Annotated in this window: 10 protein-coding genes; 3 read left to right on the plus strand and 7 right to left on the minus strand. The window is 34.7% G+C overall.

The window, feature by feature from the left end; genetic code table 11:
• The first annotated feature begins 81 nt into the window (after positions 1 to 81).
• Positions 82 to 2061: a urocanate hydratase gene (locus tag B3M86_RS02125; protein WP_291049617.1), complete on the plus strand. Its 1980-nt coding sequence runs from the start codon at positions 82 to 84 to the stop codon at positions 2059 to 2061.
• A 50-nt stretch (positions 2062 to 2111) separates the two neighbouring features.
• Here B3M86_RS02125 and B3M86_RS02130 read toward each other — a convergent pair whose 3' ends face one another.
• On the minus strand, positions 2112 to 2837 hold the full coding sequence (locus tag B3M86_RS02130) for a hypothetical protein (RefSeq protein ID WP_219033831.1): 726 nt from the start codon (positions 2835 to 2837) through the stop codon (positions 2112 to 2114).
• A gap of 241 nt (positions 2838 to 3078) precedes the next feature.
• On the opposite strand from B3M86_RS02130, the gene B3M86_RS02135 reads away from it, so the two are divergent.
• Positions 3079 to 3951 carry a pirin family protein gene (locus tag B3M86_RS02135; protein ID WP_291049637.1) on the plus strand — a complete coding sequence of 291 codons (873 nt, stop codon included), beginning with the start codon at positions 3079 to 3081 and terminating at the stop codon, positions 3949 to 3951.
• A 24-nt stretch (positions 3952 to 3975) separates the two neighbouring features.
• Positions 3976 to 4257, plus strand: a complete 282-nt coding sequence (locus tag B3M86_RS02140; RefSeq protein ID WP_286495294.1) for a GNAT family N-acetyltransferase — start codon at positions 3976 to 3978, stop codon at positions 4255 to 4257.
• 53 nt (positions 4258 to 4310) lie between these two features.
• On the opposite strand, the gene ggt is transcribed toward B3M86_RS02140, so the two are convergent.
• The 6 genes from ggt to B3M86_RS02170 all read right to left on the minus strand — a co-directional run bounded on the left by ggt (position 4311) and on the right by B3M86_RS02170 (position 14527).
• Positions 4311 to 5978 carry a gamma-glutamyltransferase gene (gene ggt / locus B3M86_RS02145; protein WP_280037276.1) on the minus strand — a complete coding sequence of 556 codons (1668 nt, stop codon included), beginning with the start codon at positions 5976 to 5978 and terminating at the stop codon, positions 4311 to 4313.
• Positions 5979 to 6054: 76 nt separating this feature from the next.
• Positions 6055 to 8856, minus strand: a complete 2802-nt coding sequence (locus B3M86_RS02150; RefSeq protein ID WP_125350495.1) for a TonB-dependent receptor — start codon at positions 8854 to 8856, stop codon at positions 6055 to 6057.
• 239 nt (positions 8857 to 9095) lie between these two features.
• The gene (gene infB, locus B3M86_RS02155; RefSeq protein ID WP_125350496.1) at positions 9096 to 12155 is read right to left on the minus strand and encodes a translation initiation factor IF-2; all 3060 of its coding nucleotides are present in this window, start codon (positions 12153 to 12155) and stop codon (positions 9096 to 9098) included.
• A 63-nt stretch (positions 12156 to 12218) separates the two neighbouring features.
• A complete protein-coding gene (gene nusA, locus B3M86_RS02160) occupies positions 12219 to 13454 on the minus strand; it encodes a transcription termination factor NusA (RefSeq protein WP_280037281.1) in 1236 nt (411 codons plus the stop codon).
• Between the two features lie 15 nt (positions 13455 to 13469).
• Positions 13470 to 13931 (minus strand): ribosome assembly cofactor RimP, encoded by a 462-nt coding sequence (rimP, locus tag B3M86_RS02165; RefSeq protein WP_125350497.1) that lies wholly within the window; start codon positions 13929 to 13931, stop codon positions 13470 to 13472.
• Between the two features lie 110 nt (positions 13932 to 14041).
• The gene (locus tag B3M86_RS02170) at positions 14042 to 14527 is read right to left on the minus strand and encodes a DUF456 domain-containing protein (protein ID WP_125350498.1); all 486 of its coding nucleotides are present in this window, start codon (positions 14525 to 14527) and stop codon (positions 14042 to 14044) included.

A 14527-nucleotide genomic window follows, 5' to 3' on the forward strand; every position in this document is an offset into this window, starting at 1 on the left:
TGGTTTTGTCATAGAAATCAGTATGACAACAAAAAATCGTAAAACTTATAACGTTTAACCTAAAACATAAAACACAAAAAAATGACTTTTCAAGAACAAATAAAACAAGGTATTCCTTCTGTTTTGCCTCAAAAAAAAGACAGAGATCCTAACGTAAGTCACGCACCAAAACGTAAAGAAATATTATCGGAAGACGAAAAAAAGTTAGCATTGAAAAATGCATTGCGTTATTTCGAGCCAAAAGATCATGCTGAATTAATTCCAGAATTTAAACAAGAATTGGAAAATTTTGGACGTATTTACATGTATCGTTTGATGCCTGATTATAAAATTTTCGCTCGACCAATTACAGATTACCCAGGAAATTCAGAACAAGCAAAAGCAATTCAGTTAATGATTCAAAATAACTTGGATCACGCAGTTGCACAACATCCTGAAGAGTTGATTACTTACGGAGGAAATGGCGCAGTTTTCCAGAACTGGGCGCAATATTTATTAACAATGAAATATTTGTCTGAAATGACAGACGAACAAACATTGGTGATGTATTCTGGTCATCCGATGGGTTTATTTCCTTCTCACAAAAACGCTCCACGTGTTGTTGTAACGAATGGAATGGTAATTCCGAATTATTCGAAACCAGATGATTGGGAAAAAATGAATGCTTTAGGCGTTTCTCAATACGGACAAATGACAGCTGGAAGTTATATGTACATTGGTCCGCAAGGAATTGTACATGGAACTACTATCACAGTTTTAAACGGATCTCGTAAAATAGATGATAACGGAACAGCAGGAAAATTATTTGTTACGGCTGGTTTAGGCGGAATGTCAGGTGCGCAACCAAAAGCGGGAAATATAGCAGGTGTTGTTTCTGTTACTGCCGAAGTGAATCCTGCTGCGACATACAAACGTCATGAACAAGGTTGGGTGGACGAAGTAATTACAGATTTAGATAAATTGGTTGCTCGTGTTCGCGAAGCCAAAGAAAATAAAGAAGTTGTTTCCATTGCTTATGATGGAAATGTAGTGGATGTTTGGGAAAAATTTGATCAAGAAAATGTTTACGTTGACTTAGGATCAGATCAAACCTCTTTGCATAATCCATGGGCTGGCGGTTATTATCCTGTTGGATTATCATTTGATGAAGCCAACGATATGATGGCAAACAATCCTGAATTATTCAAAGAAAAAGTTCAAGAATCGCTGCGTCGTCATGCAGATTCTGTAAATAAACACACAGCAAAAGGAACGTATTTCTTCGATTATGGAAATGCCTTTTTATTAGAAGCTTCTCGAGCTGGTGCAGATGTAATGGCAGAAAACGAAATTGATTTCAAATATCCATCTTATGTACAAGATATTATGGGACCAATGTGTTTCGATTTTGGATTTGGACCTTTCCGTTGGGTTTGTACTTCAGGAAAACCAGAAGATTTACAAACAACAGATGAAATTGCTTGTCAAGTTTTAGAAGAAATCATGCAACATTCTCCAAAGGAAATTCAGCAACAAATGCAAGATAATATCACATGGATAAAAGGTGCACAAGAAAACAAATTAGTTGTAGGTTCGCAAGCTCGTATTTTATATGCAGATGCAGAAGGACGAATTAAAATTGCGAAAGCGTTTAACGATGCAATTGCGAAAGGTGAAATCGGACCAGTTGTTTTAGGTCGTGATCATCATGATGTTTCTGGAACAGATTCTCCATTCCGCGAAACTTCTAATATTTACGATGGTTCAAAATTCACAGCAGATATGGCGATTCACAATGTTATTGGAGATAGTTTCCGTGGCGCAACTTGGGTTTCTATTCACAACGGTGGCGGCGTTGGTTGGGGAGAAGTTATTAACGGTGGATTCGGAATGTTATTAGATGGATCTTCCGATGCTGAAAATCGTTTAAAATCAATGTTACATTGGGATGTGAACAACGGAATTGCTCGTAGATCTTGGGCAAGAAACGAAGAAGCTATTTTTGCTATAAAACGTGCAATGGAAGATGAACCTTTGTTAAAGGTTACATTACCAAATATAGTGGATGAAGAATTATTGTAAATAATATATCAAATTAAAAAAGCATCTCAATTGAGATGCTTTTTTAATTATTATTTCTCTACTTCATTATTTTGACTCATCTGATTAATTTTATCAATTTTCTCTTGAAGTTCTTTTGGAGTAAGTACTTTTTTAGGAATTAATTTAATAAAATCTGTAGACTTTTTCTCTTGACTAATCTCTTTCAAAAAATATCTTTTTTCCATCTTTCCACCACCCTCTTCAACTTTTTTAAACTTCTTAAATAATTCTACTACAACAAAGTTTTTGAACTGAAAATAATAAGGGCTTACCGTAATTCCATTCATTTTTGCTAACCAGATTTCGTAGTAAAACTCATCATTTTCGAAGATAAATTTCTTAGCTTGTAAACCTAAAATTTCTTTCATTTCCTTTGTAGGTTTCAAACCTTCTATCTTAATAGAATCCACCACATACGTATCACCATATTCAGCAAACTCATATGATTTATTATGTTCAAAATCGTTTAGTAACCAATTTGGTTCTGGATAAATTCGAACCGCATCATTCTGAGAGTTCTTTACTTTCTCTATTAATTTGACAAAAGAATAATTTTTAGAAGCTAACACTTCAAACTCATAAGATTCATTAAACGCGTTTACTATTTCTGGCAAAAAGTCTTTTGGTGTATTTTTCTTCATTTCATCATTGAAAATTGTTTCTTGGTGGATATCATACAAAAAACGATACGTATTTTCTTGTCCAAATAAATAAAAACTAATTCCAAAAAGAATGATGAATAAATGTTTTCTCATATTACTATTAATTTCCAAACAATTATATAAATAATAAGTATTTAACTCTTATAACAAAATCACAACTATGTATTAAAGTTTTAAATATAAATTTAACATTCAATCAATAATAAAAATTTACAAAACATTATTAATCTATGTTAATTAATACGTTACCAACTTCTTAACCTACATCAATATAATCAACTATTTAGCTTCGTAAATTTGTATAACAAAAATAAAAACATATAAAAAAATCATTATGAATACAAAAAAAATAGAAGCAGTAATTGCGCCAAGAGAGCCACATTTTGTAGGAGACGGTTTTAGAGTTCATAACTTCATTCCAAGTGGATATCATTTAGATATGAGAAGAATGGATCCATTTATTATGTTAGATTACAATTCAAAATTTCATTTTCCAGCAACAGACAAACCAAAAGGTGTTGGTGTGCATCCACACCGTGGTTTCGAAACGGTTACTATTGCTTATCAAGGAAGCGTTTCTCATCATGATAGTTCTGGTGGAGGAGGAACAATTCATCAAGGAGATGTACAATGGATGACAGCAGCTTCTGGTGTTTTACACAAAGAATATCATGCAGAAGAATTTTATAAACAAGGTGGAATTTTTCAAATGGTTCAATTATGGGTAAACCTTCCTGCAAAGGATAAAATGAGCACTCCAAAATATCAGGCGATCGAACATAAAGATATTCCTACTGTAGAAGTTGAAAATGGTTTTATCGAAGTTATTGCTGGGGAATACAACCAAACAAAAGGTGCTGCATCTACCTTTTCTCCTGTTAATATGCTGAATGCAAAATTGAATGAAGGCGGAAAAGCGAATTTTAGTTTTCCTGCAAATTACAATACCGTTTTATTGGTTATTGAAGGTGAGGTGAAAGTAAATGAACAAGAAATTGTTCCAACAGATCATTTATTATTATTTACTAACGAAGGAGAAGATTTTACAATCGAAGCAACTGAAAATAGCATTGTACTAATTTTGAGTGGAGAACCTCTAAATGAACCAATCGCTTCTTATGGTCCTTTTGTGATGAATACACAAGAGCAAATTCGCGAAGCTTTTGAGGATTTTAATAACGGAAAATTTGGTACTTTAGAAGATTAATAAACAACTTCAAAAATAAAACTGATGGAAATTAAACAAATTGATGATAAAAAAAATGGAGCTTTTGTCGTTTTAGATGGCGATAAAAAAGCTGGAGAAATGACATATGTTTGGGCTGGTGATGATAAAATTATTATCGATCATACAGAAGTTGACGAAGCTTATGGCGGACAAGGTTTAGGAAAAAAAGCTTTATTAGCCTTGGTTGAATGGACAAGAAATAATAATATAAAAGTAATTCCTTTATGTCCTTTCGCAAAAGCGCAGTTTGATAAAAATCCAGAAATTAAAGACGTTTTATCATAAAGTTTTCTCTTAAAAATACAAAAGGAACTCGAATCGAGTTCCTTTTGTATTTCTTAATATCCCACTGCTTTGTCATCTCCTCTTGGATCTGCACCAGCTTGATATGTTCCGTTAGTGTTGACCAAAATTCCTTCCACACGCCCGTAAGGTTTACGTTCTTTCAATGTATAACCTTTTTGTTTTAACGATTCACGAACGTTTTCTGAAATTGCATTTGGCTCATAATCGATTTGGTCTGGCAACCATTGATGATGAAATCTTGGTGCTGCAACAGCTTCTTGCATCGTCATTCCGAAATCAACAACATTCAAGATGGCTTGAAAAACTGACGTTATAATTGTAGAGCCACCTGGCGTTCCCACAACCATAAACAATTTACCATCTTTCTCTAAAATAGAAGGCGTCATCGAACTTAACATTCTTTTCGAAGGTTCAATCGCATTAGCTTTTCCTCCAACTAAACCATATAAATTTGGTGTACCTGGTTTTACAGAAAAATCATCCATTTCATCATTCAACAAAAATCCTGCACCTTCTACTACAACCAAAGATCCATAGGAATTATTCAAAGTAGTCGTTACAGAAGCCGCATTTCCATCTTTGTCAACAATTACATAATGCGTTGTTTCCATTGACTCTTTACCAATTATTTCTCCCGCTTTAATTGCTGAACTTGGTGTTGCTTTATCAAACGAAAAATCTTTCATTCGATTTACATTATAACTTTTATCCAACAATTGTTTTTGCGGAACTTTTATAAAATCTGGATCACCTAAATGCTCTGCTCGATCAGCATAAACACGACGCTCTGCTTCTACCATCACTTGAATTGTAGAATCTGCCTGAAATCCCCATTTATTAATTGGATAATCTTCGATTGATTGAAATAACGAAACCAATGCAATTCCTCCACTTGAAGGCGGCGGCATCGAAATCACTTTAAGACCTTTATAATTTCCAGAAACTGGCGTTCTCCAAACCGATTGATATTGTTTTAAATCTTCGTGCGAAATAATTCCGTTTCCGCGTTTCATTTCTTTCACTATTAAATCAGCCGTTTTTCCTTCATAAAAACCAGCACGACCTTTTTGTTGAATTAATTTTAATGTATTTGCTAAATCTTTTTGAACCAACAAATCTCCTTCTTTCCAAGATGATTTAGACGTTAAAGCATTCGTTTTTGAATTATATTTTACAAAATCATTATGCTTATTTGTCAGTTCGCTCGCTTGTTGTTTTGTTATTTTAAATCCTTTTTGAGCTAAATTAATAGCTGGCTGAACTAATTCTTTCCAATTTAATTTCCCATATTTTTCATGCGCTTTCACCATTCCATCGACTGTTCCGGGTACTCCTGCAGCAAATTGTCCATACAAACTAAGATCAGTAATTGCATTTCCATTTTTGTCCCAATACATATCTTCACTCGCTTTCAAAGGTGCTTTTTCACGATAATCTAACGCATCGGTCTTTCCTTTTGAATCACGATAAACCAAAAATCCACCGCCACCAATATTTCCTGCATTTGGATAAACAACCGCCAACGCAAACTGAACTGCAATAGAAGCGTCAATCGCATTTCCACCTTTTTTTAGAATTTCAACTCCAACTTTTGAAGCTTCGGGATGAGCTGTTACAACAGCTCCATTTTTGTAAGATTCTTGCGCATTCAACTGAATAATCGCGAAGAATGAAACTATAATAAATGATATTTTTTTCATAAAATCGATTTAAACAAAAATACCAAACCTTCATCAATTACGACAAAGATTTGGTAAAACATATAAACTATTTAAATTATAAACTTAATGATAAACGAGCGAAAGCAAAGCGTCCTCCTGTTCCGAATTGTTGTCCAGTACGTGAATACACAAAATATCCTGCTCCTCTATTTCCTCCAATTTTCGTTTCATCAGGATAGATATCAAACAAATTATTTGCTCCTATTGTTAACGAAATATTTTTGTTGAAAGCATAACCAAAACTCAAATCTGTTACAACTTTTCCGCTAAATGTTTGCGAATCGGCCACCGTATTTGTCGCTGCATCAACTTCTCCAAAATACACGTTTCTTAAGTAAACATTCCATTTATCCAATGAATAATTCATGGATAAATTAATTTTTGTACGAGGTATAGCCGATTCTAAATAAATACGACTTGAACGATCAAAATAAGTAGACTCTTTTCCTTTCAATAAATCGGAAGCATGTACATCACCCACAACATTTGTCTTGCTAAAAGTCGCCGATAAATCTCCACGTAATTTTCCTGCTCCCAAACGATCTTGATACGTCAAAACAACATCTATTCCTTTCGTTTCGGTATCAATTGCATTTGCGAAGAAACGAGCTGAAGTTGCATTTGCTTGTTGCAATAATTCGTAAATCTCTTTATCTTGTGCTGATGCATTTGCTGCATTACTTCCTGTGAAAGATCCTGTGTAAATGATTCGGTCATCAATTCTAATGAAATATCCGTCAACACTCAATTTGAATTTTCCCCAATTTGCCGTAGCTCCAGCCGAAACTGATTTCGATTTTTCTTCGTTCAATTGTGGAATTCCTAATAATTTTGCAGCACGACTATCATTTGTAAAAGTTCCTGAATTAGAAATTGCTCCATCTAAGAATAAACTTGATGTTGCACTAAAATATAATTGATGTAAAGATGGCGCTCTAAATCCTGTACTTGCTGCGGCTCTCAACACATAGTTTCCTAATTTGTATCGAGTCGAAATTTTTCCATTTAATGTTGAACCAAAATCTGAATAATCTTCATAACGTAACGCAGCAGCCACTAAGAAATCTTTCGTAAAATTAAATTCAGTATCTAAATACGCCGCAACAGAATGACGATTTGCATTGACTTCATTCGCTGGTAAAAATCCTGGAAAAGCTTGCGCTCCACCTGCTAAAGCAGTACCATTTACAGCGAATAATGTATTGATATTTCCATTAAAATCTTGTACATAAATTGGCTTTCCATTTCCGTCTACACCAATTTGACGAACTTTACCATAATTCGCATAAGATGACTCTTCACCTCCTACAATTTGATAATTTTCATAACGAAATTCTGCACCAAAAGCGACATTAATTCCAGCTAAAACATCATCAAAAAAACGCGTAAAATCCAGGTTGGTTGTATTCTGCGTAAAACGATATCCACCAGCTTCAAAAGATGTTGGTGAAGATTCTTTCATCGATGCGTTAACTGTATTTTTTACTCCAAAATCGATGGTATTATTTCCGTATGTGTTCGAAAAATCAACTTTCCAACCGTTAATTTCACTACGAATTCCCGCTGCTAAAGAGCGATCGTAATTATTGGTTTGAATCAATGGTAAAAATCCATTTGGATAAATTGACGCAACAGTTTGATGCAACTGAGCAGGCTGACGACGAAAGGCTGCTGATTCTCCTAAACGATAATTTAATCCTCCAAATGCATAAATTTCGGTTTTATCTGAAACTGGGAAAAGTGAATTAATAAAAATCGCACCTCCTTCATTTTTTGATTGTCCAATACGCGAAACATAATCAGCACGCGTTTCTCCACGGCGGGCTAATTCCTCCTCTGTAATATCTTTTCCAGTTGGATTTGGATATAAATCTGGTCGATTATAATCTGAAAAAATTGTTCCTGTAAATTCTTTTTGACGATTGAATGGTTGACGCTTGTCGTAAGAACCTGCAACATTTACAAATCCTCCTTTTTCTCCAACTTTTACACCATAATTCACATTCGCTTGAAAAGTTTCGCCATCAAAATTATCTTCTGCATTTTTCGAAAGATTTCCTCCATACGAAATTGACGCGCGTAGTTTATCTGTCGAATCTTCCAAGACAATATTAATCACACCTGCAATCGCATCAGAACCATATTGAGCCGCGGCTCCATCTCGAAGAATTTCAATTCGTTTAATTGCAGAAGTTGGTATTGCATTCAAATCTGTACCGACAGAACCTTTACCAAACGAACCATTAATATTAACCAATGATGTTGTATGACGACGTTTTCCGTTAATCAAAACTAATACTTGATCTGGTCCTAAACCGCGCAAAGAAGCAGGATCTATATGATCTGTTCCATCAGAAATAACTTGCGTATTCGAACTAAAAGATGGTGCAACATAATTTAAGATTTGATTCAACGAAACTTGTCCTACATCTTTTGTAACCTCTTTAATATCTATCACATCAACTGGCGTTGAAGAATCTAATTGTGTACGTCCCACTGCGCGCGAACCAATTAAAACAACTTCGCTAAGATCAGTCTCCGAATTGATTGATTGTAAAAAGAAATCTAAAGAAACTTCATTTTCATCAAGCACATTAATTGTTTGCGTCGTTGTTGGCTCACCTATTTTTGAAACAATAATTTCATACTTCCCTGGTTCTAACGTTAGTTGATATAAACCATCTGCATCTGTTGTTGTCGTGATATTCGTTCCTTTTACATTAACCGTTGCTTGATCGATTGGTCCATTTACATCTTCAACCGTACCTGTAACTTTGGTTTGAGCAAATAAAAATGTTCCACCAAAAAGAGCAGTGAGAAAAAATATTTTTTTGAGTGAGTATAATTTCTTGTTCATATTTACAATTTTAAAGTCTAGCAAATTTATAGACTTTATAGAATATAAAACAAGTCGTTTTTAAATAAAATAAAAGAAAACTTTAAATTAATGTTAAACAAAAATTCTATTCTAAAAATAAAACTAATAATAGAATATAATTCTATATAATAAGTAGAGTATTGATTTTTATTAAATAAAATTTCATAAAAAAAGGAGCTCAAATTGAGCTCCTTTCTAAAATATTTGTTGAGAATTGATTATTTCAATTTCTTTTTAACCTCTACAGTTTCGTAAGCTTCGATAATGTCACCTACTTGAATGTCGTTGAAGTTTTTGATGTTAAGACCACATTCGTAACCTTTACTAACTTCTTTCACATCATCTTTGAAACGTTTCAATGAAGCTAATTCACCATCGTGAATCACAACTCCATCACGAATGATACGAATACTAGAGTTTCTATAAACTTTACCGTCTAAGACCATACATCCGGCAATAGTACCAACTTTCGTTACTTTGAATGTTTCACGAACCTCAATATTACCTGTTACTTGCTCTTTCAACTCTGGAGATAACATTCCTTCCATCGCTTCTTTGATCTCTTCGATCGCAGCATAGATAATTGAGTATGTTCTAATTTCAACTTCTTCTTTTTCTGCAATATCACGAGCAGATCCACCAGGACGAACATTAAATCCAATAATAATCGCATCTGAAGCAGAAGCTAATAATACGTCAGATTCTGTAATTTGTCCAACTCCTTTGTGTAAGATGTTAACAATAATTTCTTCTGTCGAAAGTTTTTGTAAAGAGTCTGTCAATGCTTCTACAGAACCATCCACGTCCCCTTTCAAGATAATATTCAACTCTTTGAAGTCTCCTAAAGCAATACGACGTCCAATCTCATCAAGTGTAATATGTTTTTGTGTACGAATAGTTTGCTCACGTTGTAATTGATCTCTACGAGTTGCAATTTGTTTCGCTTCGCGTTCATCTTCGTAAACTTTGAACTTATCACCTGCTGTTGGCGCACCCGCTAATCCTAATATCGTAACTGGTGTTGATGGTCCAGCAACTTTGATATTGTTACCACGCTCATCTAACATTGCACGAACTTTACCATGGTGAGATCCTGCTAATACATAATCTCCGATGTGTAATGTACCTGTTTGTACAATAATTGTCGAAACATATCCACGTCCTTTATCTAATGCAGCTTCTACAACTGTACCAGATGCTTTACGTTTTGGATTCGCTTTAAGGTCTAATACCTCAGCTTCTAATAATACTTTTTCTAATAAATCTTCTACTCCTAAACCAGATTTAGCCGAGATTTCTTGAGATTGGTAAGTACCACCCCAGTCTTCAACTAATAAGTTCATTTGAGCTAATTGCTCTTTTACTTTTTCTGGGTTAGCTGCTGGTTTATCAACTTTATTGATAGCGAATACCATTGGTACTCCAGCTGCTTGAGCATGAGAAATTGCTTCACGTGTTTGTGGCATGATTTGATCATCGGCCGCAATTACAATAATTGCAATATCCGTTACTTGAGCACCACGAGCACGCATCGCTGTAAAGGCCTCGTGACCTGGTGTATCTAAGAACGCTACACGCTTACCACTTGGCAATGTTACGTTATACGCACCAATGTGTTGTGTAATACCTCCAGACTCACCAGCAATTACGTTTGCTTTACGAATATAATCTAATAAAGATGTTTTACCATGGTCAACGTGTCCCATTACAGTTACGATTGGCGCACGAGTTACTAAATCTTCTTCGTTATCGATTTCTTCTTCTTCAGTTGAGATTTCTTCTTCAGCATTAGCAAATACTGCTTCGAATCCGAAATCATCTGCAACTAATTGAATTGTATCCGCTTCAAGACGTTGGTTCATGGTAACCATGATTCCCAATGACATACATGCAGAGATAACTTCTGTAACAGAAACATCCATTAACGAAGCTAATTCGTTAACCGTTACAAATTCTGTTACATGTAAAGTTTTGTCCATGTCTATTGCTTCTTGCTCTTGCTCAGCAAACTCACGACGTTCTTTACGTTTGTCTCTTCTGTGTTTAGCCCCTTTAGATCCTTTTCCTTTGTTAGTAAGTTTATCTAAAGTGTCTTTAATTTGTTTTTTAACATCTTCGTCAGAAAGTTCTACTTGAGGAACTCTTGGTCCACGGTTGTTTCCACCTCTAAAGTTTCCACCACCTTGACGATTTCCACCTTGACCTCCTGGGCGATTTCCTCCTTGTCCTTGACCTCCTTGACGGTTGTTATTATTTCCTCCTCCATGGTTGTTATTACCACCTTGGCGGTTATTATTATTTCCTCCGTGGTTGTTGTTACCACCTTGACGATTATTATTGTTTCCTCCGTTTTCTCCAGCTTTTGTTACATCTTCTGGTTTAACGTTTTTCTGGATACGTTTGCGCTTTTTCTTGTCAGCAGCGTTATTAGCACCTTTTTGATTCCCTTTTTTATCGTCAGTTTTTTTCTTATCAAATTTAGATAAGTCAATCTTTGCACCTGTAAAATTAGGTCCATCTAATTTTGTGTAGACAGTTTCAATTTTTTGAGGTTCAACTGCTGCTACTTCTTCAATTTCTTCTTTCTTCACTTCAGGCTTCGCTTCCGTTTTTATTTCAGGCTTTTTAACCTCTTCCACCTTTTTAGGTTCTTCTTTCTTCACCTCTTTTTTAACTTCCGCCTTCGGTGCTTCCGCCTTTTTAGGTTCTGCTTGCTCTTTTTTAGGAGCTGGAGAATCTTGCTTTTTAGGTTTACCTGTATTATTTATTTTATCAAGATCAATAACTTTTATCACTTTCGGTCCTTTCGGTTCCTCTTTTGATTCAGTTTTAGGTTCAGCTTTTGGTGCCTCCTCTTTCTTGATTTCTTCTTTCTTCACCTCTTCTTTTGCCGCAGGTTTTTCTACTTTGGCTTTAGGTTTCAAAGCATCTAAGTCTATTTTTCCAACAGTCTTTGGTCCTTCCAATTCAACTTTCGTCGTTTCAATGATTTCAGGTTTCTTTTCTACTGGTTTTTCAGTTGCAGCTTTTGCCTCTGCTTCTTTTTTCTCAGCGGCTTTGATATCTGAAATTTTGTTAATGACTACTTCACCGGAAGCTTGCTTTTGTTTAGCATCAGATCGGAACTCATTAACTAAAATATCGTAAGTTGGCACGTCGATTTTAGAGTTCGGATTTTTTTCAACTGTTGTACCCTTCCCTTCTAAAAAATCAACAGCTCTATCTATTGATATATTTAATTCTTTTAATACTTTACTTAATCTTATTGTTTCCGACATATGAAGCTAATCTCTTATTTTAATGTTTGCAAATGTATGAATTGTTTATGACTTGAGAATGAATTAATCTTCAAACTCTTCTTTTAACACACGGATTACGTCTAAGATCGTCTCTTCTTCTAGATCCGTACGTTTAATTAAATCATCAACATCTTGTTCTAAAATACTTTTGGCAGTATCTAACCCGATAGCACTAAATGCATCGATTACCCACGCATCGATTTCGTCTGAGAATTCTGATAATTCTACGTCTTCGTCTTGGGCTCCTTCTCTGAAAATATCAATTTCCATTCCAACTAATTTAGAAGCTAAACGAACATTGTAACCTCCTTTACCAATTGCTTTCGAAACTTCGTCTGCATTTACGTAAACTAAGGCTTTGTTTTCTTCTTCATTAATTTCGATATTCGAAATTTTAGCTGGGCTTAAAGCACGTTGAATAAACAAACTCATGTTATTTGTGTAGTTAATTACGTCGATATTCTCGTTACGTAATTCGCGTACAATTGAATGGATTCGAGATCCTTTCATTCCGACACAAGCTCCTACTGGATCGATACGATCATCATAAGATTCTACTGCAACTTTTGCTTTGTCTCCAGGGATACGAACTACATTTTTGATTGTAATTAATCCGTCTAAAATTTCTGGAATTTCTTGTTCAAATAATTTCTCTAAGAATTTTGGTGATGTTCTAGATAAAATAATTTGAGGTTTTGCTCCTCTTAATTTTACGTCATCTACAACTGCACGTAATGTATCTCCTTTTCTGAAAAAATCTGATGGTATTTGATTTTCTTTTGGTAAAATCATTTCGTTTTGTTCGTCATCCATAATAATCACTTGTTTGTGACGTACATAGTGGATTTCTCCCGAAACTACTTCTCCAATTAAACCTTTAAATTTCTCGTATAAATTAGAGTTATCATGCTCCATTACTTTAGAAACCAATGTTTGGCGTAATGTTAAAATCGCACGACGACCTAATGCTTCGATCGGAATTTTTTCCGATACTTCTTCACCTACTTCAAAATCTGGCTCAATTTTACGTGCTTCAGATAATTCGATATCTGTTGCGTCGTCTTCTGAGAAACCGTCTTCTACAACAATACGGTTGTGCCAAATCTCTAAGTCTCCTTTATCAGGATTTACAATAATATCAAAGTTATCATCTGTACCATATTTCTTTTTCAAAACACTTTTCAGGGTTTCTTCTAAGATTGCCATCAGCGTAATACGGTCGATGTTCTTATCGTCTTTAAAATCTCCAAAAGATTCAATTAATGCAAGATTGTCCATTAAACTTTAATTTTTTTAAAAGGTGACTTTTATAATCGCTTTCTTAATGTCAGCGTAATTTATTTTTTCTTCGTGTTCTACTGTAATTTTTCCTTTTCCTACAGGTTTTGGTTCGCGTGCTTCCCAAAAAATTGTAACACCTTCTTCATCGGCTTCTACAATTTCGCCTTCCATCACTTTGTCATTTAATGTAGCTTCTAAAGTTCTTCCTACATTTTTAGCAAATTGACGTGGCATGGTTAGGTTACTTCCTACACCAGGAGAGGAAACCTCTAATGCAAAGTCACATTCTTCTCTATCAAGATTATGCTCTACATGTCGGCTTATTCTTACAATTTCTTCGACTGAAAGACCTTCGTCTCCATCTGCTAAAATTACAATTTTATCATCTGGAGTGATTTTCCAATCGATAAGAAACAATGACGGATTTTCCGCAATTGCTTCGTCTATCAGCTGTTTTACTTTACTTGAATCCATATACAACGAAAAAGAGAGCTATAACCAGCCCTCCTCCATTTATTCCTTTAAATTCTTTGCAAATATAGGTCATTTTTTTTTATTGACCTAATTTCAACCATTTAATCTGATTAATTCATCAATTGATATACAAATATTCCGATAAATATTAACGTTAAAATAATGTCGTAACCTGTTGTTAAAATAAATCCTACAAAAGATCCGAAAGCAGATTTTAATGCAACTTTTGGCGAAGCCGCAGTAAAAATTAATTCGCCTAATAATGCTCCCAGAAAAGGACCTACAATAAAACCAATTGGTGGAAAAAATAATCCGATGATTAATCCGATAATAGATCCCCAAATTCCGTATTTGGTTCCACCTAATTTTTTGGTCATGTAAGCTGGTAATAAATAATCTAAAAGCGCACCTAATAACACAAAAAGTCCTGCAATAATTATCGTTCCCCAATTGTAACTACAATCACCACTGAATTTGAAAACCAATAATCCGACCAATGCCAAAGGTGCTCCTGGTAAAACTGGCAAAACAGTTCCGACCAAACCAACAACCAATAAAATTCCACTAATAAGATTTAGTATACTATCGTTATCCAT

It is taken from the genome of Empedobacter sp. UBA6305 (genome assembly GCF_002440405.1).
In the GTDB taxonomy this organism is placed as follows: domain Bacteria; phylum Bacteroidota; class Bacteroidia; order Flavobacteriales; family Weeksellaceae; genus Empedobacter; species Empedobacter falsenii_B.